The 19,771-nt window shown below is 57.9% G+C and carries 18 protein-coding genes; 8 read left to right on the top strand and 10 right to left on the bottom strand.

Annotated elements, in window-relative coordinates; all coding sequences use genetic code 11:
* Positions 1-367 precede the first annotated feature (367 nt).
* From LU196_RS19080 to LU196_RS19070, 3 genes are all read right to left on the bottom strand, one after another.
* Entirely contained in the window at positions 368-1,552 is a 1,185-nt protein-coding gene (locus LU196_RS19080) for a sugar transporter (protein ID WP_232760035.1), read from the bottom strand.
* Positions 1,553-1,826: 274 nt separating this feature from the next.
* On the bottom strand, positions 1,827-2,084 hold the full coding sequence (locus LU196_RS19075; protein WP_232760036.1) for a hypothetical protein: 258 nt from the start codon (positions 2,082-2,084) through the stop codon (positions 1,827-1,829).
* A 166-nt stretch (positions 2,085-2,250) separates the two neighbouring features.
* Positions 2,251-3,498 (bottom strand): MFS transporter, encoded by a 1,248-nt coding sequence (locus LU196_RS19070; RefSeq protein WP_232760037.1) that lies wholly within the window; start codon positions 3,496-3,498, stop codon positions 2,251-2,253.
* Positions 3,499-3,592: 94 nt separating this feature from the next.
* Here LU196_RS19070 and LU196_RS19065 point away from each other — a divergent pair, with 94 nt between their 5' ends.
* The 3 genes from LU196_RS19065 (at position 3,593) to bioD (ending at position 6,626) form a co-directional block, all read left to right on the top strand.
* Positions 3,593-4,489, top strand: coding sequence for a LysR family transcriptional regulator (locus tag LU196_RS19065; protein ID WP_232760038.1), 897 nt, complete (start codon positions 3,593-3,595; stop codon positions 4,487-4,489).
* Between the two features lie 118 nt (positions 4,490-4,607).
* Entirely contained in the window at positions 4,608-5,825 is a 1,218-nt protein-coding gene (locus LU196_RS19060; RefSeq protein WP_232760039.1) for an ROK family transcriptional regulator, read from the top strand.
* Positions 5,826-5,930: 105 nt separating this feature from the next.
* Positions 5,931-6,626, top strand: coding sequence for a dethiobiotin synthase (gene bioD, locus LU196_RS19055; RefSeq protein ID WP_232760040.1), 696 nt, complete (start codon positions 5,931-5,933; stop codon positions 6,624-6,626).
* A gap of 53 nt (positions 6,627-6,679) precedes the next feature.
* Here bioD and osmV read toward each other — a convergent pair whose 3' ends face one another.
* The 4 genes from osmV to osmY form a co-directional block, all read right to left on the bottom strand.
* Complete coding sequence (osmV, locus tag LU196_RS19050; protein ID WP_232760041.1) at positions 6,680-7,816, bottom strand: osmoprotectant ABC transporter ATP-binding protein OsmV; 1,137 nt, start codon at positions 7,814-7,816, stop codon at positions 6,680-6,682.
* Positions 7,816-8,463 (bottom strand): osmoprotectant ABC transporter permease OsmW, encoded by a 648-nt coding sequence (gene osmW / locus LU196_RS19045; protein ID WP_232760042.1) that lies wholly within the window; start codon positions 8,461-8,463, stop codon positions 7,816-7,818. Before osmW ends, osmV begins: the two co-directional genes overlap by 1 nt.
* Positions 8,464-8,472: 9 nt before the next feature.
* The gene (locus LU196_RS19040; RefSeq protein ID WP_232760097.1) at positions 8,473-9,336 is read right to left on the bottom strand and encodes a glycine betaine ABC transporter substrate-binding protein; all 864 of its coding nucleotides are present in this window, start codon (positions 9,334-9,336) and stop codon (positions 8,473-8,475) included.
* A 69-nt stretch (positions 9,337-9,405) separates the two neighbouring features.
* Positions 9,406-10,122, bottom strand: a complete 717-nt coding sequence (osmY, locus tag LU196_RS19035; protein WP_232760043.1) for an osmoprotectant ABC transporter permease OsmY — start codon at positions 10,120-10,122, stop codon at positions 9,406-9,408.
* A gap of 391 nt (positions 10,123-10,513) precedes the next feature.
* Between osmY and LU196_RS19030 the strand changes: the two genes are divergently transcribed.
* A complete protein-coding gene (locus LU196_RS19030) occupies positions 10,514-11,974 on the top strand; it encodes an MDR family MFS transporter (protein WP_232760044.1) in 1,461 nt (486 codons plus the stop codon).
* 33 nt (positions 11,975-12,007) lie between these two features.
* Here LU196_RS19030 and LU196_RS19025 read toward each other — a convergent pair whose 3' ends face one another.
* Together LU196_RS19025 and LU196_RS19020 are read right to left on the bottom strand one after the other, a co-directional pair.
* Positions 12,008-12,304 (bottom strand): DUF1161 domain-containing protein, encoded by a 297-nt coding sequence (locus LU196_RS19025; protein WP_232760045.1) that lies wholly within the window; start codon positions 12,302-12,304, stop codon positions 12,008-12,010.
* A 50-nt stretch (positions 12,305-12,354) separates the two neighbouring features.
* A complete protein-coding gene (locus tag LU196_RS19020; protein ID WP_232760046.1) occupies positions 12,355-12,678 on the bottom strand; it encodes a DUF1283 family protein in 324 nt (107 codons plus the stop codon).
* Between the two features lie 132 nt (positions 12,679-12,810).
* On the opposite strand from LU196_RS19020, the gene LU196_RS19015 reads away from it, so the two are divergent.
* Positions 12,811-13,137 (top strand): YnfA family protein, encoded by a 327-nt coding sequence (locus LU196_RS19015; protein WP_232760098.1) that lies wholly within the window; start codon positions 12,811-12,813, stop codon positions 13,135-13,137.
* Positions 13,138-13,169: 32 nt separating this feature from the next.
* On the opposite strand, the gene ydfG is transcribed toward LU196_RS19015, so the two are convergent.
* Positions 13,170-13,916 carry a bifunctional NADP-dependent 3-hydroxy acid dehydrogenase/3-hydroxypropionate dehydrogenase YdfG gene (ydfG, locus tag LU196_RS19010; protein WP_232760047.1) on the bottom strand — a complete coding sequence of 249 codons (747 nt, stop codon included), beginning with the start codon at positions 13,914-13,916 and terminating at the stop codon, positions 13,170-13,172.
* A gap of 648 nt (positions 13,917-14,564) precedes the next feature.
* On the opposite strand from ydfG, the gene LU196_RS19005 reads away from it, so the two are divergent.
* The 3 genes from LU196_RS19005 to guaD all read left to right on the top strand — a co-directional run bounded on the left by LU196_RS19005 (position 14,565) and on the right by guaD (position 19,742).
* Entirely contained in the window at positions 14,565-16,493 is a 1,929-nt protein-coding gene (locus tag LU196_RS19005) for a methyl-accepting chemotaxis protein (RefSeq protein ID WP_232760048.1), read from the top strand.
* 79 nt (positions 16,494-16,572) lie between these two features.
* The gene (locus tag LU196_RS19000) at positions 16,573-18,135 is read left to right on the top strand and encodes a sensor domain-containing diguanylate cyclase (protein WP_232760049.1); all 1,563 of its coding nucleotides are present in this window, start codon (positions 16,573-16,575) and stop codon (positions 18,133-18,135) included.
* Between the two features lie 248 nt (positions 18,136-18,383).
* Positions 18,384-19,742 carry a guanine deaminase gene (gene guaD / locus LU196_RS18995; RefSeq protein ID WP_232760050.1) on the top strand — a complete coding sequence of 453 codons (1,359 nt, stop codon included), beginning with the start codon at positions 18,384-18,386 and terminating at the stop codon, positions 19,740-19,742.
* Positions 19,743-19,771: the final 29 nt, after the last annotated feature.

Genomic DNA, 19,771 nt, shown 5'->3' with positions numbered 1-19,771 from the left:
GAGCGAATCGACGCCGGTCCGTCAGGAAGGCTGAGGGAGTGAAGGCACCGCGCAGCGGCGAGCGGGGCTGGCGCAGGGCCGGGGAGTGCAGAGGGCGCGGCCTGGCGCCCTCTGCTCGGTCGCCGCATCGCGGCAAAAGCATCTGCCATTGCTATGGCGAACGAAAATTGCACCGCGCTAACGGAAAGGCACCTGCCAGTGCGATGGCGAACAAAAATTGCACCGTGCTAACGGAAAGGCACCTGCCAGTGCTATGGCGAACGAAAATTGCACCGTGCTAACGGAAAGGCACCTGCCGGTGCTATGGTGAACGAAAATTGCACCGCGCCAGCGGAAAAGCATCGAGCCGCTGCCTGCGGCCCCCCCTTTATCCATTGGACCGCAGCTGCGGGTAGCGGCGGAAAATCGCGACACACCAAAACAGCGCGCTGAGGCCGATAAGGCCACCCACATTTCCTACGTCTGACATGCTCAGGTGCTCACTCACCTGGTTACCGAGCAGCGCGCCTGCGCCGATGCCGATATTGTAAATGCCCGAAAACAGTGACATGGCGACGTCGGTGGCATCGGGGGCCAGCGACAACACGCGTACCTGCATCGCTAGCCCGATCATCATCATCGCCATCCCCCAGACAATGCACAGCACCACAATCGCCGAGGGGCGCACGGCGGCAAACAGCAGCAGGCCCATGCTCAGCGTAATCAGCGCGATGGCGGCCAGGAGCATCGCAGACGGGAATTTATTGCCCAACGTGCTGAACAGCAGGCTGCCAATGATACCCGCCGACCCAAACAGCAGCAGCAGCAGGGTAGTGAAGTTCTGATCCGCGTTCGCGACTAGCGCCATAAAGGGCTCGATATAGCTGTAGGCGGTATAGTGCGCGGTCACCACGAGCGTGACTAAAATGTACATGGCGACCAGCGCCGGGCGCCGAAACAGCATCGGTACGCTGCTAAGGGAACCGGTATGCTCGCTGGGCAGACGCGGCAGCACGCGCAGCAGCAAAATCAGCAGCACCAGCGCCGACACGCCAATCATGCCAAAGGTGGTGCGCCATCCCAGATACTGGCCGACGATGCGCCCAATGGGGACGCCCAAGACCATCGCCAGCGCCGTACCGGTTGCCAGCATACTGAGCGCCTGCGTTTTTTTGCCCGCCGGGGCAACGCGGATTGCCAGCGAGGCAGTGATGGACCAGAACACGGCGTGCGCCAGCGCAATGCCGATGCGCGAGAGCACCAGCGAGGTAAAGTCCCAGGCAAAAGCAGAAAGCACATGGCTGGCAACAAACACCAGAAACAGCACGCCGAGCAGCAGGCGGCGCTCAACGTTGCGCGTTAACAGCATCAGCGGCAGCGACAGCAGGGCCACCACCCACGCATAAATGGTCAGCATGATGCCAACGTCGGCGGTCTTCATGGAAAAGCTGGCAGCGATGTCGGAGAGCAGACCCACCGGCACAAACTCGGTGGTATTGAACACAAACGCGGCGATAGCCAGCAGCAGTACGCGTAGCCAGGCAGTTTTACGTGAAACAGTGATTGATTGCATGCAGTTCAAATCGGTCAGAGGATAAGCGGGCAAAAAAACGCCCCGGTTAAGTGACTTAGATCACAAATCCTCTCTATTGTGGCGCAAGAATAGGCGAATGGAAACCGTCAGCGGCGGATTTATTCTGCCGCGTCACCGAGAGTGCGGGTGCGCCACCGAGGAACGGCAACGTTGCGGGTGCGGAGATAAAAAAGCCGCAGCGCGGGGAAGCGGCGAGCGGACTTTTTTGGGTGCCGTTGACGGCAGCACGCAGGCTGCCGTCAGACCAGTAATATCAGAGTTGCACCATGTGCTTTAGTGCCACGCTGTGCTGGAGTGGCAGGTTTTTTTTCATGGTTACCGGACAGCAGTGCTCACAGCCCATTGCGCCGGGATAGAATTTTCGCGCCTGCTGGATGGCGGCGGCAGGCGAGTAAAAGGTCCCCAGAAAGCGCCGCGCGCGATCGGATGGCAGAAAAGGACACCCGGTGGCATGCACAACGTGGTTATCGTTATAGCCCGCATTTTTATCGACGTAATAATAGAGTTCCATGGTGCTTCCTCATTGCTGTAAAAAAAACAAAGTCTGATTATTGTTGGAATAGCGGGAATTATAGCGAGCTCACGGCGGTTTGTTTTAATTGGTACTAAAGGTTGTTACGGCAGGCGTAAAGATCGGGTCGGCGGGGAAGATGCGTTCCGCGCCGACGAAGCGGCGGCTAGAGGTGACGTCGCTGAAGGTGCCAGCCTACCAGTAATGCCATCACCAGCAGCAGGCCAATGAATACTGTTACGCCGGACCAGCCATAGCGATGCCAGAACACGCCGCCGAGGGTACCGGCCACGCTGGAGCCGGCATAGTAGCTAAACAGATAGAGCGAAGACGCCTGGCCTTTGGCGCGTCGCGCGCGCGGCCCTATCCAGCCGCTGGCAACCGAATGGGCCGCGAAGAAGCCGGCGGTAAACAGCATCATGCCGGGTAAAATGATCCACAGTGAGGTGAACGCGGTGAGCAGTAAGCCACACAGCATGACTGCGGTGGCGCTGAGCAGCACCGGACCGCGTCCCCAGCGGCCGGTGAGGGCACCCGCTCGGGGAGAACTCCACGACCCGGTTAGATACACCACCGATAACAGACCCACTAAGGCCTGGCTCAGCGACCAGGGCGCCGCCAGCAGACGATAGCCAATGTAGTTGAACAGCGTGACAAACGCGCCCATCAGTAAAAAGCCCTCGGCAAACAGCAGCGGCAGGCCCTGATCCCGCCAGTGAAGGCGGAAGTGGATCAGCAGGCTGCGCGGACGCAGCGAGGCAGGGCGGAAATGACGCGAGGGCGGTAAAATTCTCCAGAACATCACCGCACCGGCCAGGGCAAAGCAGCCGATGGCGCCAATCGCCACGCGCCACGAGAAGAAGTCGGTGAGCACGCCGCTGATCAAGCGGCCGCTCATGCCGCCAATCGAGTTGCCGCTGATATAGAGCCCCATGGAGAAGGCGATCACGCGCGGATGCATCTCTTCGCTCAGGTAGGTCATGCCCACCGCCGCCACGCCGCTCAGCGCCAGGCCCGTGAGCGCGCGCATCAGTAGAATACCGTGCCAGCTCTGCATGGTGGCCGCAACCAGCGTGCAGAGTGCGGCGAGCGTGAGTCCAGTTACCATCACCGATTTGCGGCCTACCGCGTCCGACACCGGTCCGGTAATCAGCAGCGCCAGCGCCATCAGGCCGGTAGAGAGCGACAGCGAGACGCTGCTGGCCGCCGGAGAGAGAGCAAACTGCGCCGAGAGCACGGGCAAGATGGGCTGCACACAGTACAGCAGCGCAAAGGTGGCAAGCCCGGCGAAAAACAAAGCCAGCGTGACGCGCATAAACTGCGGGGATCCGCGCTCGATCCATGCGGATGCGGGGGCAGCGATCTCGGTGACCGCCTGTTCTTCAAGGGGCACCGTGCGGGAAAGGCGGCTCACAGAACCTCCATCGTTGAGACACAATGCGCTTACTGTAGAAGAGCATAAATAAGTTGTACAATATATTAATAATCTCAATTAAGACTTTTAAAATATGAATATTGAGTTGCGTCACCTGCGTTATTTCATTGCTGTTGCGGAAGAGCTGCATTTCGGCCGTGCCGCCGAACGTCTGCGCATTTCTCAGCCCCCGCTCAGCCAGCAGATCCAGCAGTTGGAGCAGATCCTCGCGGCGCAGCTGTTCACGCGCACCAACCGCAGCGTCCAGCTGACGCCCGCAGGTGCTGTATTTCTGGACGATGCGCGCGCGGTGCTGCTGCAGGTTGAGCAAGCCGCTCACCGTGCCGCGCGCATTCACGGCGGACAGCAGGGCGAACTGCGCATCGGTTTTACGTCGTCTGCGCCTTTTACTGGCCTGGTCTCTGATGCGCTCTACCAGTTTCGTCAGCGCTGGCCAGAGGTGCATATTCATATGCAGGAAAACAATACGCGCCAGCAGCTCATCCCGCTGCACGAAGGGCGTCTCGACTTGGGCGTGATGCGCAATACGGCGCTTCCCCCCGATCTTCAGCATCGTGTACTGCTGCGCGAGCCGCTGTGTGCGGTCGTGCATCGGGCTCATGCGTTAGCGGGTGCCACCACGCTAGCGATACAGGCGCTCGCAGCTGAGCCGTTTGTGTTCTTTGATCCACAAGGGGGGACGGCGCTGTATGGCGAGATCCTCGCGCTGCTGCATCGCTACCAGATCGCACCGTTTATTACGCAAGAAGTGGGGGAAGCCATGACCATCCTCGGGTTAGTGGCGACCGGATTGGGGGTCTCAATTCTACCGGCCTCTTTTGCGCGCGCGCGCCTGCCGGAAGTGGTGTGGATCCCGCTCGAGGAGCAAGACGCGATCTCGGAAGTGTGGCTGGTATGGTCGGCGGTGCGGGAACCGAGTGCGCAGATGCAGAACATGATGGCGCTATTGCAGCCGCGCGACCTGCGCTGAGCGGGCAGGAATATGTGCGACAAATCACATTTCTAATCAAATATTTGACGCTGCCAGGAAATCTGCCCCACCATAGCGGATCTTTATTTAGAAGCGCGAAAATATCCGGGAGCAGGGCGTGAATCAGGAGAGTCAGCCTGGGCATATTGACCAAATTAAACAGACCAACGCAGGCGTGGTTTACCGGCTGATTGACCAGCATGGCCCGATTTCGCGTATTGAGCTTTCCAAACGCGCACAGCTGGCGCCCGCCAGCATTACCAAAATCGTGCGTGAGATGCTGGATGCGCATTTGGTGCAGGAGACGGAGTTTCAGGAGCCCGGCAGTCGCGGCCGTCCAGCCATTGGGCTGGTGCTGGATACCGACGCCTGGCACTATCTCGCCATGCGCATTCAGCCCGGTCAATTAACCCTGACGCTACGCGATCTCAGTAGCCGCGCGCTGCAAGAAGATCGCCTGCCGCTGCCGCATGACAGCGCGCAGCCCCTGCTGCAAACGCTGCAGGAGCAGGTCAATGCGTTTTTTGTGCGTCATCAGCATAAGCTGGAGCGTCTTACCGCCATTGCCATCACGCTGCCTGGCCTATTGCACGCGCCGTCGGGCGTGGTGCACCGCATGCCGGGCTATGACGTGCAAGATATGCCGCTCGGTGAGACGCTCGCGGCGCGCACCGGGCTGCCGGTATTTGTGCAGCACGACATTTCCGCCTGGACGCTGGCCGAAGCGCTCTTTGGCGCCTCGCGCGGGGCGCAGGATGTCATACAGATCGTGATTGGCGAAACGGTGGGCGCGGGCGTGATCAGCGCCGGCCACCTGCTGCATAAAAGCGGCCGTGCCTTGGTGGAGATTGGTCACACGCAGATCGATCCCTACGGTGAACAGTGCTACTGCGGCAATCACGGCTGTCTTGAAACCGTGGCCAGTATGGGCAGCTTGTTGCAACTGGCCGTGCAGCGCTTACCGTCTCAGCCCGAGAGCGTACTGAACCACGCGCCGCTCACTGTACAAAGTTTGTGTGACGCGGCGCAGCAGGGCGATCGCCTTGCCCGCGACGTGATTGCCGGCGTGGGGCATCACATTGGCCGTATGCTGGCCATGATGGTGAACATTTTTAATCCACAGCGCATCCTGATTGGATCACCGCTGAATCTTGCCGGAGACGTGCTGTTTCCTGCGGTGATCAACACCATTCGCCAGCAGGCGCTGCCGGCATACAGCCAGACGCTTCAGCTCACACCCACGGCCTTTGCCGATCCCGGCACGCTGGGGGCGGCGGCGCTGATTAAAGACGCGCTGTATGGCGGCACGCTGCTGGTGAAACTGCTGCAGGGATAAGCGGCATCTCCCTTTAATTTGCGCTAACGCAAGCTCTGTCCCTCTGCCATTCCTTACACTGCCTTCTCAGCGAGTTACCGATCGCTTCACAAAAGGAGGAGTCAGGTGAAAACACTTTTTGTCACCGGTACCGACACGGCGGTGGGAAAGACCGTGGTGTCACGCGCCCTGTTACAGTGCTGCGCGCAGGCGGGGTTCAGTGCGGTAGGCTATAAACCCGTGGCGCGCGATGCCCAGCCAGGCGCAGAAGGGCCACGCAGTAAAGATGCCCTGCTGCTGCAGCAGTCCTCTACGCTGAGTCTTGCTTATCCCGCGGTGAATCCTGTCGCGCTGCTCGACGGCGAAATGGACCGCGCGCCGCCGCTGGATTACGCACAGCTCAATCAGGGATTGGCGGCGCTGCAGCACCGCGCCGAGTGGGTGATTGTAGAGGGCACCGGCGGCTGGCGCTGCCTGATGAACGACAGTCAGCCGCTCTCAAGCTGGGTAAAGCAGGCGCAGCTGCCGGTTGTGCTGGTCGTGGGCATTAAAGAAGGGTGCATCAGCCATGCGTTACTCACGGCGGAAGCCATTGTCTCGGACGGGTTACCGTTTGCCGGCTGGGTGGCGAACCGCATTAATCCCGGCCTGGCGCACTATGCGGATATCATCGCGCGATTAACGCAGCGTCTGCCTTGCCCGCTATTGGGCGAATTGCCCTATTTGCCGCGGGCAGAGCAGCGTGACTTAACGCACTATATCGATCTATCGAGGCTAGGAGATGCGCCGTCATCGGGTATGCCGTCTGCCCCCGCGGCGTAACACACAGCATGGGTTGTAACGCCGCGGCAGCCGCTCGGCTACCGCGGCGGGATTTACGGATTCAGCCTGCGGCGCGTCCGGCCTGAACTGAGATAGTCCGCTATGTAATCCTGCGAGATTTCGCCGCTGTAGCGGCCCTCCTCATCGACAATCGGCATCCACACGGTGTTGTGTTCATACAGCTTTGACAGCACCACGCGCAGGTTCTCTTCCGCTTTACCGGTGACTTTGAAGGTGTGCAGGATCTCCTCGCAGCATCCGGCGGCGTTACGCGCTTCGCGCCGTTTGACAAAGCCCAGCGGTTTGCCCGCTTCGTCCACCACGGTAATTGAACGCATATCGTTGTCATCCATGGTGGCAAACGCCTCGGGTAGCGGCGTGCTGCGCTGCACGGTAATGGTAGGCTGCTGGTCGGTCACGTCTCCCGCCTGAACTAACAGCAGACGTTTTAGCGTGCGATCCTGGCCGACAAACGAGCCAACAAAGTCGTTGGCAGGCTGCGCCAGCAGTTCGTCCGGGCTGGCGCACTGCACGATTTTCCCCTGGCCAAATACCGCAATGCGATCGCCCAGCTTCAGCGCCTCGTCAATATCGTGGCTCACCAGCATCACGGTCTTTTTCAGCTGCCGCTGCATGTCGAGAAACTCATTCTGAATCACTTCGCGGTTGATCGGGTCAACGGCACCAAAGGGTTCGTCCATCAGCAGCACCGGTGGATCCGCGGCCAGCGCACGGATCACGCCGATGCGCTGCTGTTGACCGCCGGACATTTCACGCGGATAGCGATGCAGAAATTTGGTGGGGTCCAGCGCCACCATGCTCATGAGCTCGGTGGCGCGCTCGCGGCAGCGCTTTTTATCCCAGCCCAGCATACGCGGCACCACGGTGATGTTTTCTTCGATGGTCATATTAGGAAACAGACCAATCTGCTGGATCACATAGCCAATGTTGCGGCGTAAAGTAACGGTATCCAGGCCGCTGGTGTCTTCGCCGTTGATCAGGATTTTACCGCTGCTGGCCGGGATCAGGCGATTGATCATTTTCAGCGTGGTGGTTTTCCCACAGCCCGAAGGGCCGAGCAGCACACACATTTCCCCAGCGGGAACGTGCAGGCTGACGTTGTCCACCGCATTGAACGCAGTGCCGTTTTTCTGCGTAAAGGTTTTCGTCAGGTTTTCCAGCTTTATCATTATCGAATCCCCTTTGGAGTCAGCGCTAACTGCAGGCGGTGCAGCAGCCAGTCAAGCACAATAGCCAATAAACAGATCATTAACGCGCCGGCAATCAGCATACGCACATCGCTGCCGCTGATGCCGTCCAGTAATTGAAGGCCCAACCCGCCCGCGCCAATCACGGCGGCAATGGCCATCACGCCCACGTTCATCACCACTGCGGTGCGGATGCCGCCAAAAATCACCGGCAGCGCCATCGGAATTTCCACCCAGCGCAGACGCTGCCAGAACGTCATGCCGATCCCGCGGCCTGCTTCACGTAACCCGCCCGGCAGGTTTTCCAGGGCCGTGTGGGTGTTGCGCACAATGGGCAGCAGCGAATAGAGAAACACGGCGCAAATAGCGGGCAGGGCGCCAATACCCTGACCGATCAGCGAAAACACCGGAATCATCAGGCCAAACAGCGCAATAGTTGGAATGGTTAAAACCACGGTGGCGATCCCCAGTACCGGGCCGGCCAGCCACTTGAATCGCACGATCAGAATGCCGAGCGGGACGCCCGCGACAATGGCGCAGCCAACGGCAACCAGCACCAGCCAGGTGTGCTGCCAGGTGAGCGCCATCAGAGTGGGCCAGTTACTCATCATGTAATGCAGGGTATCCATGGCGCCTCCTTACAGCATATGTTTAGATTGCAGGAAATCACGCGCCACCTGTTCAGGTGACTGGTGATCGATATCTACACGCTTGTTCATCTCGGTGATGGCTTCATCGGTGATGAGCGGACTGAGTTGGTTGAGCGCCTCTTCCAGTCCAGGATGGCTGGCTAACACGTCCTTACGCACCACAGGCGTGACGTTGTAACTTGGAAAAAAGTGCTTATCATCTTCCAGCACTTTGATGTCGAAGCCCTTGACGCGACCGTCGGTCGTGTAAATCAGGCCCGCATCCACAAAACCATCGCGCACGGCGTTATACACCAGGCCGGGGTCCATTTGGCGGATCTGCGGCCGATCGAGCGGCATGTTGTAAGCCTGCTGCAGCGGTTTTAACCCGTCGGAGCGACCGGCAAACTCCAGGTCGAGACCCAGCTTCCAGTTGTGATCCGGATCGCGCTTGCGCACCTCCTCCAGCTTAGCCACCAGCTGCGACAGGGTATTAATACCTTCTTTATCGGCGCGTGCGCGCTGCATACCAAACGCATAGGTGTTGTTCATGGGGGCGGGGTTCAGCCACACCAGTCCGAGCTTACCGTCGAGATCGCGCACGGTTTCCCACGCTTGCTGCGAGGACATCGGCTTTTTAATGTGGTTAAAGATAATCAGCGAGGTGCCGGTATATTCCCAGGTCATGCCAATTTGTTTGTTGATCATGGCGTTGCGGCTAATGGTGGTGGCGATGTTGGTTTTCGGGATGACCTCAAAGCCTTTTTTGTTGAGCCAGAGCACCGTCATAGCCGAAAGAATGTGCTGTTCCGTAAAGCTCTTTGTCGCCATCACAATGGGTTCGGCGGCCGTGGCGCTTTGACTCAAAGCCATCGCCGCCGTCAGCGCCAGCGCGGTGCGCTTTATCCAGTGCAGGTTGCCCAAAACGCGTACTCCTCGTATTTATGCCGCAGAGTGCGGGCTAAGAAAACGTCCCAGTGCTGCCAGCAGCATGTCCAGAATCAGCGCGAACAGCGCGGTTGCCACGGCGCCCAGAATCAGGGTTGGGAAATCATTCAGGTAAATGCCAGGAAAAATCAGTTCGCCAAAGCTGCTGGCGCCAATCAGGAAGGCGAGCGGTGCAGTGCCGACGTTGATGGCGGTGGCGATGCGGATACCGGCCAGCATCACCGGCAGCGCATTAGGGATTTCTACCTGCCGTAGGCGCTGCAGTTTGGTCATACCGATGCCGTTGGCCGCTTCCAACAGCGACGGGGGCACGGCGCGCAGCCCGGAGTAGGTATTGCGCACAATCGGCAGCAGCGAGGCCAGAAAGAGCGCGATCAGCGCCGGACGATCGCCGATGCCCACCACCACCATAGCCAGCGCGAGCACGGCGAGCGGCGGCAGCGTATTGCCGACGTTGAAGATTTGCATCACATATTCGGCCCAGCGGCGGGCAAACGGACGGCTGAGCAGGATCCCACTTGGGATACCGACCAGCAGCGCAAACAGCATGGACCAGAAAACCAGATAGAGATGTTGTTGCCCGAGATAGAGCAGATCCACTTTGCGTGCGCGCAGCGTATCCAGCCCTAGTCCCCAAACCAGAAGGGCGAGCACGCCGACAATAGCGAGCAGCGCCAGCGCGACCCGACGGGCGAGCGAAGCATTTTGCATGCGAATGTCTCCCTGATGCGATAGTGCATTTGGTGTGGTTATGGTGTTATCAGTGCGGTGGCGCTGGAACGGCGTAAGCCTTGCAGACGAAAGTCCACGACACTGCGAAATGACCGTTTACCGGCCACAAATTGGCGGGTTTCCTGCATACAGGCAGAAAACGCGCTGCCAAAGCTATAGCAATGGGTGAAGCGGAGCGCCAGCTTTTTACGGCAAAATCAGGTAGATAGATGTTGACGAAATGGGCGCCCAGGCCGCATGAGACAAGGGCTAGTCGCTCAATAAAAAATTTTCATTGAAAAAGGTGACTATGTCACTTATGAGGCGCACGCGGGGAAACGTGGCATGCTTTCTTTGCGCTAGTCTTACTGCAACAAGAAAAGGGAGCACTATGACTGAAACGGCTGCGTTACCTGGCGTACATCGCCACTGGATCCTGGCGGGCTGCATGTTGGCGATGTTTATGGCAGCAATTGAGGTCACTATCGTGGCCACGGCGATGCCGACCATCATTGCGGATCTTGGCGGCTTCTCACAGTTTGGCTGGGTATTTTCAATCTATCTCCTCACCCAGGCCGTTAGCGTGCCGCTGTATGGTCGCCTCGCGGACCTCTGGGGGCGCAAGCGTCTGCTCTTTATCGGCGTGTCGCTGTTTTTGCTGGGGTCAGTGCTGTGCGGGTTGGCGCACACCATGACGTGGCTGATTCTTTTCCGTGCCTTCCAAGGTTTGGGGGCCGGCGCGATTATGCCGTTGACCAGCACCATCGTGGCGGACATCTACTCGCCGCGCGAGCGCGCCAGCGTGCAGGGCTGGCTCTCTAGCGTCTGGGGCATCGCCGCCATTATTGGTCCGCTCAGCGGCGCATGGCTGGTCCAGCACGCGGGTTGGTCGCTGATTTTCTGGGTCAATGTCCCGATTGGTCTGCTCGCCATGCTGCTGCTGGCGCGTTTTCTGCCCGATCCGCCGCGTCAGACTGATGTCCGCTTAAATGTCATCGGAAGTGGTTGGTTAATGATCAGCGTCACGGCGCTGTTGGTTGCGTTGCTCCAGGCGGAAGCGCTGGGGTATTGGCTACTGCTGTTTCTGCTTTTTGCGCTGCTGGCCGGCTGGCGACTCAGCGTGCATGAACGCCAGGCCGCATCCCCACTGTTTCCCCTGGCGATTTGGCGCAGCCAGCCGATTGTGGCGGGCAATGTGGGCAACCTGATTATCGGCGCCACCATGATGGGCATCAGCGCGTTTTTGCCTACGTGGATTCAGGGCATAAACGGCGGTTCGCCGCTGCAGGCGGGCAGTGCGCTGGCGATGATGTCAATCGGCTGGCCGCTGGCCAGCACGCTTAGCGGACGCCTGATGGTAAAAAGCTCTTATCGATTCACCGCGCAGTTGGGTGCCGCACTGTTGATCGCCGGCAGTGCGCTACTGCTGATGCTGCGTCCTGACAGCGGCATTGTGCAGGCGGGCTTCACCGCGTTTCTGATTGGCACCGGCATGGGAATGACCAGCACCACCTTTCTGGTGTCAGTGCAGAATCACGCCCATTATGAGATTCGCGGTATCTGCACCGCCTCCATTATGTTTAGCCGGATGCTGGGTTCGGCACTGGGTACGGCCGTGATGGGCGCAGTGTTGAATCTGAATCTGGCGCAGCGGCTGCCGCAGGTTGTCGATCCTATGCAAAAGCTGATGACGCCGGAGAGCCGCCAGAGCTTGTCTACGGAGACGCTACACCACTGGACCACGCAAATGGCGGCGTCACTGCACTGGGTGTTTGGGGTTGCGCTGCTGATTGCGCTGATGGCGGCGGTAGTTGCCTGGCGGATGCCGCGTCAACGGCCTGAAGAACAGTAGAAAAAGGGCGGCAAGGTCGCCGCCCGAAGCACGTTACTGCGCGGGGGCATCCTGTGAGCTGCCCGCGCTGGCGGGGACAGTGCTGTCGCTGTCACGGCCGTTTTTCTTATAAACGATTTTCTGCGTGTCGTTTTCACAATGCCCGACCACTTGGCCGCCAGCCTGATCTGCCTGATCGTTAGGCACGACATCCAGCGTAAAATCCGACTCAGGCACGCCATTGCTGACGATTTTTTGGCTAATGTCGGCTTTAACGCTGTCGCACGACGCTTGTGCCATCACCGGCAGGGCCAGCAAGGCCGCGATCATCACTGCACCACATTTTTTCATCACACTCTCCTTGGTTCAGAATCCCTTTGAACTATAGCAGCCTCTGCTGTTTACGGCGTGACCGGGCGGCCGGTACGGCGATCGAGACAGCGCAGCGTGTTGGGTTCCCAGTAAGCGTTGAGGTTATAGCTGGCCTCACAGGCGTCACGGGTATCAAACGCGCGGTCTGCTTTATCAAACTCTTTCTCAACGCGCGTGTTGACCTTGCCGCGCAGCATGCGCGTGTCATTCCACTGCTCTTTGTCCTGACGCGCGGCCTCGTTGCTGGTCGCGTTATTGCCGTTTTCGATGATTAACCGGTCGGTCTGCGCTGAGACCAAAGGCGCGGCCAGAATTACACTTGCCGCCAGCAGGGCGGAACAGAGTTTATGCATTGTCATCTCCTCAGATTAACGCCAGCGCAGCCGTGACCCGGCTGTCACTGCAACGGGCAGCAGTATATCATCGCCGTTTCTCTGCTCACTAGCCGTGGGCAGTTTGTTTACGTTTGCGAGAGGGTAATGATGCTGTTGAAAACCGCCTTGCTGTTTTTTCTCACGGCGCTCGCCGAAATCGTTGGCTGCTTTCTGCCGTGGCTGTGGTTGAAAAAGGGGATGAGCGCCTGGTTATTGCTTCCTGCCGCGCTGAGCCTGACGCTGTTTGTCTGGCTATTAACCTTGCACCCTGCGGCCAGCGGACGCGTCTATGCGGCATACGGCGGCGTGTATGTGATGACAGCGCTGCTGTGGTTACGCGTGGTAGAGGGCATCAAGCTTACAGCGTGGGATTGGGCGGGCGCGCTGATCGCGCTCTGCGGCATGGGCGTCATGGTCATCGGCTGGGGGCGAGGATAAACACTATCCCGCACGCGGCGGGATAGCGGCGGTTAGCCTTTGTGGACTTTCAAGCCTGCGGTGGTTTGTGCCACCGGCATGATTTCCAGCGTATTGATGTTGACGTGCTTAGGCAGGGTGGTGACCCAGTAAACGGCTTCGGTAATGTCTTCAGCGGTCAGCGCCGTGGTGCCTTCGTACACCGCCTCGGCGCGGCTGTCATCGCCTTTAAAGCGCACATTAGAAAACTCCGTGCCGCCAACCAGACCGGGTTCAATGTCGGTGACGCGCAGCGCCGTGCCGTGCAGATCGGTACGCAGGTTAAGGCTGAACTGGCGCACAAACGCTTTGGTGGCACCGTAGACATTGCCGCCCTGATACGGCCAGTTCCCCGCAATGGAGCCCATGTTAACAATGTGGCCGACGTTGCGCGCCACCATACCGGGGAGTACCGCGCGGGTCATGTACACCAACCCTTTATTATTGGTGTCGATCATGGCATCCCAATCTTCCAGGCTGGCTTTATGGGCGGGTTCAATGCCCAGCGCCAACCCGGCATTGTTTACCAGCACATCAATATCGCGCCATTCGGCGGGCAGCGCCGCGAGCGCCTCATCAATGGAGGCCCGGTTGCGCACATCCAGCTGAACGGTATAGAGATTGTCGCCAAGCGCTTGCTTCAAGGCTTGCAGGCGCTCGGTGCGGCGTCCACTGGCGATAACCTTGTGGCCTTCGGCGATAAAGCGGCGCGTAATGCTTTCGCCAAAGCCTGCGGTTGCGCCGGTCACAAAAATAATCATTTCACTGCTCCTCATTCGCTTGTCCGTGTTGTTCACCTTGTGCAGTAAACTAGCACTGAAAGGCCCGTGGCGCGAAGCTTGTTGACGGGCGTGGTTTGAAAAGCGGGAGGGCAGCTATTTTTAGGGGAAGGAAAAAAGAAATCGTTTACATGGTTTTTTTATGCGCAAATAATCGCTAATAGGATATCGATTTGCATGTTTCTTTCATAAAGATAATAAATGCGCGTATTTCTCGGAAAATAACTCTTAAGGGTTATTCGGGGTAAAATAAAAAACAAAAAAGCGCGCTTATCGGCACATTACCTTAAAACTTTAATCGTTAATTATTCGGTAATAACCGCTCAACAATCCCTGTCAGTAACGATAATGAGAATGATTAATTAATTTCAATTAATTGATTCTAAAGTGATATTTATAATTTGACTTTATTTTTTTGGAAAGAAAATATCGTATATTTACGTCCTGTTAAATCGCCTGACGTTATCTATAATTCACTCCATGCCAATAGCGCGCTCAATCACACGGACGTAATGACACCCGGTCAGGGTGTTTTGTCGTCCGCTGTTTGCATCCTGATTATCAGCTTATCTACGCGGTAATTTTTTAAAAAATAAAAGTGAGCTTGTTTCCACACCAGGGAAATTTTCCATGAAAAAAATGCTTAATAAAATAAATCTGCCAGCAAAATTCATTCTGCTTGGCGTTTTTGCTCTAATCCTTTTTGTGTTTCCAACCTATTTGTTCATCAATACCGGCAACCAGATTATTAACGCCAAAGTGGTTGAGCTGGAAGGCATCCCGGTTGAGAAAAAGATGCTGCTGCTGCTGAACAAGATCCAGCGCCACCGTGCGGAAAGCGCCATCGCCATCTCGCTGGGCAAGCCGGATAATGCGCCGCGTCTTGAACTGGTTGATCAAGTTGCCAAACTGGAGACAGAGATCAACGCCGAGCTGCGTCAGACCGATCCCAATGCCCAACCGCTGGCGCGCATGGATAAAGTCAGCCAAGGGTGGAATGCCTTACAGGCTGACCTGAATGACAAGAAACTGTCGCTGAGCGATAGCCTTAATCGTCATGCCGCGCTGATTCAGAGCCTGCTGATGGCCAATCAGGATGTGCTGGACTTCTACGGATTGTCACTGGACAGCGATCTCGACTCCTACCAGTTAATCATCAGTATCTTTAGCCGCCTGCCGCTGCTGACAGAAACGCTGGGGCAGATCCGCGCACACGGCACCTCGCTGATTGCGCAAGGTGATAGCGCAATGACGGCCGGCATGAGCAATATGGCGTTCCGCATCGAGAACGGCAAAGTGGCGCTGGATCAGTTCAGCGGCAATATGGACAAAGTGTTCTCCATTTCACCCGCGCTGAAAACGCAGTTTGCTCTGCAAAATGACGATGCCAACCAGCAGGCGCTCAAGGCGCTGGGGCTGGCTGAGAACGTGTTCGTGAACAAAACGGCCACCGTTGCCCCAACGGAATACGTGCGCGTGTTCACCGAGGCGATCAACAACTACAGCACCTTAGGCACTCAATACGCCGATGAGCTTACGCAGCTGTTTAACACGCAAATTCAGGATCGTCGTCATGCGCAATACTGGCTGCTGGCTGCGCTGTTCGCCATTGCCGCGCTTGCGATTGTGTTTGCCGTGATGATTTCCCGCTCGGTGACCGGGCCAATTGAAAATGCAGTGCGCACGGCCGGCAGCGTTGCCGCGGGCGATCTCACCACCGAGATTAGCGTGCAGGGCTCCAATGAGACCGCCAAGCTGCTGGGTTCGCTCAAGCAGATGCAAGATCGTCTCTCGCAGCTGGTGGCGAATATCAAAGACAATGCGCTGACCATCGCGTCTTCATCCGAGCAGATTGCCAAGGGCAACGGCCATCTCTCCGCCCGTACCGAAGAGCAGGCCGCCTCGCTGGCAGAAACGGCCGCCAGCATGGAACAGATGGCGTCAATCATCGGTCAGAATGCGGAGAATACGCAGCATGCCACCACCATGGCGGAAGCGGCGACAGACGCCTCTCTGCTGAGCGGCAAGGCCATGGACTCCGTGATGGAGACCATGAGTAAGATTCGCGGCAGTTCGGCGAAGATCGAAGAGATCACCAGCGTCATCGACAGCATCGCTTTCCAGACCAATATCCTGGCGCTTAACGCCGCCGTTGAAGCGGCACGGGCGGGCGAATCCGGTAAAGGCTTTGCCGTGGTGGCCTCTGAAGTACGCTCGCTGGCACAGCGTTCCGCCACCGCCGCGCGGGAAATCAAAGAGCTGATCGCCCAGTCGGTGAACCATGCCGAAGAGGGGCTGGCGCTGGCGAAAAACGCCGGCGATCGCGTCAAGCAGAGCGTCGAAGCGATTGAGCAGACCACCCAGTTGATTCGCGACATCTCCTCGTCGTCTAAAGAGCAGAGCAGTGGTATTGCGCAGATCAACATTGCAGTCAATCAGATGGATCAGGTCACCCAGCAAAACGCTGCGCTGGTGGAAGAGTCTGCGACGTCCGCCGGTGATTTGGCCGGACGCGCCGCCCAGCTGCGCGATATGGTCGTGGTGTTTAAAACGCATTAAACGCGCGAATACGCGGGGGTGACCTCGCGTATCTCTCTTCATCTGCTTAACTCAACAAGAGCAGATAAAGAGAGACCCTATGATTTCACGCAGAAAACCAGACCCGTCACTCAAGCCTTTTGGCTCCCTGTTAAAAACCATTATCTTGTCTGGCGTTTTGCTGGTGGGCGGCGTGACCGCCGTGAGTTTCTGGACGCTGCACCAGGACTGGGAGAACACCGTCAGAGAGACGCAGGAAACGGCCATCAACCTGTCGCTGGCTCAGGCCCGGCAGGCGGAAGATACCTTTATTCAAACCGAGCTTTCGCTGCGCGAACTGCAGCGCGATGTTGCCGCGCATCTGAACAGTGGACTCAATAGCGCTGAACTGAGCGCCACCATGCGCGATTTACAGCGCAGACTGCCGCAATTGCACGGCCTGTTTTATTACGATGCGCAAGGCAAATGGATTGCCACCTCTGCCGCGTCCATTCCCACTAACATCAACAATTCCGATCGCGAGTACTTCGTGTTTCAGCGCACTAATTTGCGTGACAGCGTGCATATGGGGCCGGTGATCCGCAGCCGCAGCACCGGTGATTTAGTGATTCCGGTCTCGCTGCGCGTCAGCGATAGCATGAAAGGGTTTCGCGGCGTGCTGCTGGCGACAATCAAGGTGGATTATTTTCGCCGTTATTACATGTACTTTGAAATGGGCAAACAGGACGTAATGGTACTGATGCTGGCCGACAGTACCGTTCTTTATGCCCGTCCAATGCCGGACAGTTTCATTGGCACCAACCTTTCTGCCAGTCACCTGTTTCAAAAGCTGCTGCAGGAGAACAATCGCGGAGGCGGGCAGTGGACGTCGGCGATGGACGGCAAACCGCGCATTTTTGGTTTTGTGCGTCTTGAGCGTTACCCCCTTATTGTGGCCGCGGGTTACGACACGCGCGATCTCTTTACCAAATGGCGCAAAACCCGCATTCAAGATGTCGCCATGAGCGGCGCGCTGATGTTGGCCACCGTGCTGCTGGGTGGCTTTGTGCTGCGTCAGGCCAGGCGCACGCTTAAATACCAGTACGACCTTACTGCACTGCGCGATGAATTGCGTCAGGCTAACCGCGCGCTGACCCGCATGGCCCACGCGGATGCGCTCACCGGATTGGCCAATCGCCGCGAATTTGATCGCTACCTGAGTGAATGCCTGGATCGCGCCCGCGAGCAGGGCGGCAGCGTGGGGCTGATTATGGCCGACGTCGATCACTTCAAGCAGTTTAACGATACGCATGGTCATCTCGCGGGCGATCGGTGCTTAAAGCAGTTGGCGGAACAGTTAAATCAGCTGTCGCTGCGAAAAAGCGATCTGGTGGCACGCTACGGCGGTGAGGAATTTGCGCTGATCCTGCCTGACGCAAAAGACGCCGACGTGCTTAATATTGCCACCCTCATGGTAAAACACGTCGCGGCGGCCGCCATTCATCATCCACAGGCTCCAGAAGCGCACGTCACGCTGAGCGCGGGCTGCGCCAGCCTCACGCCGCAGTACGGTGGCGATGCACAAACGTTGATTCAGCAGGCGGATGCGGCGCTTTATCACGCGAAACAGGCGGGACGTAATCGCGCCTGGCTTCAGCGCAGCGATCCAGGCGCTCACCATTAAGGTGCAGCTGCGCCCCCTAACGGTGCAGCACGGGGCCGGGCGCAGCGTCAGTGGGCTGATACTAGACGCCTGATAAACGCAAGCGGTTGCGCACACGATTACCTCGTTTTCGGCGCGTAAAAATCCGGATTTTTTTTATCCATCAGATTGAAAAAAAGCCATTTTTACCGCCATCATCTGGCATATAGCTTGCACCGAATCGCTCACCTTTTTGCGCTTTCGCCGGTATGTTTACTCAAGGATTTGTTATGCCTCACGCTTCAGATACGCTGCTTCGCGCCAGCTTTTTTGATTTTTCCGCTATCGCTGAGACGCCTGCGGATACGCTCGCGCGGGCGCGCTTTTTAGAAGACGGTGTGCTTCGCGTGCGCGAAGGGAAAATTGTTAGCCTCACGCCGTGGCACGCGGTGCATGATGCCGTTGAAATCGAGAAGGTGGTCGATCTGCGCGGCAAACTGATTGTGCCGGGCTTTGTCGATACCCATATTCACTATCCGCAAACCGAAATGATTGGTGCGTTCGGCGAACAGTTGCTGGAATGGCTTGACCGCTACACCTTTCCAGTGGAAAGCCAGTATCACTGCGCCACGCACGCGGCGGCGATGTCTGACTTTTTCCTGGACCAACTTCTTGCCAATGGCACCACAACGGCGCTGGTGTTTGGCACCGTGCATAAGCAATCGGTGGATGCGCTGTTCAGCGCCGCGTCGGCGCTCAATATGCGCCTGATTGCCGGCAAGGTCATGATGGATCAAAACGCACCGGCCGCACTGCTGGAAACCGCTGAAGAGAGTTACCAGCACAGTCGCGAGCTGATCGCGCGATGGCATCATCACGGCCGTTTAGGGTACGCGCTCACGCCGCGCTTTGCGCCCACGTCATCGCCCGCGCTGCTGGCCAACGTCCAACGACTGCGCGAGGAGTTCCCGGATGTGTGGCTGCAAACCCATTTGAGTGAAAACCAGCAAGAGGTGGCATGGGTCAAGGCGCTCTTTCCCTCGCACGACGGCTATCTTGATGTCTACCATCACTACCGGCTCACCGGAAAACGCAGCGTGTTCGCGCACTGCCTGCACCTCGAAGAGAACGAGTGGCAGTGCCTGCACGAGACCGACTCTGCTATCGCCTTTTGTCCCACGTCGAACCTGTTCCTCGGCAGCGGATTATTCGATCTGCAACGCTGCTGGCAGCAGCGGGTGCGCGTTGGCATGGGCACTGACGTGGGCGCGGGCACCAGCTTTAATCTGCTGGAAACGCTGGGTGAAGCCTACAAAGTGGCACAGCTGCAGCAATACAAACTCAGCGCCTGTGAGGCGTTCTACCATGCGACGCTGGGCGGCGCGCACGCGCTGGATCTGGCTGACAAAATCGGCAACTTCAATCCGGGCAAAGAGGCGGATTTCGTGGTGCTCGATCCCGCCGTCTCGCCGCTGCAGCAGCTGCGTCACCGCAACAGTCAAGATGTCTGGGAGCGTCTGTTTGTCTTGATGACGCTGGGCGATGACCGCAACATTTTTCAGACCTGGGTCAACGGCCAGCGGGTGTGGCCACACGCGGAGCCCCAGGCGGCAGCGGCTTGTTGCACGGCGGCGAAACTGCCAGGATAAAGACCACTGCGCTGCATCGTCTGCGGCGT

Origin of the sequence: Pantoea sp. Mb-10 (assembly GCF_021272205.1) — a bacterium.
Taxonomy (GTDB): Bacteria; Pseudomonadota; Gammaproteobacteria; order Enterobacterales; family Enterobacteriaceae; genus Pantoea.
Note: the sequence above shows the minus strand (reverse complement) of the source record. Positions and strands in the feature narration are given on the sequence as shown.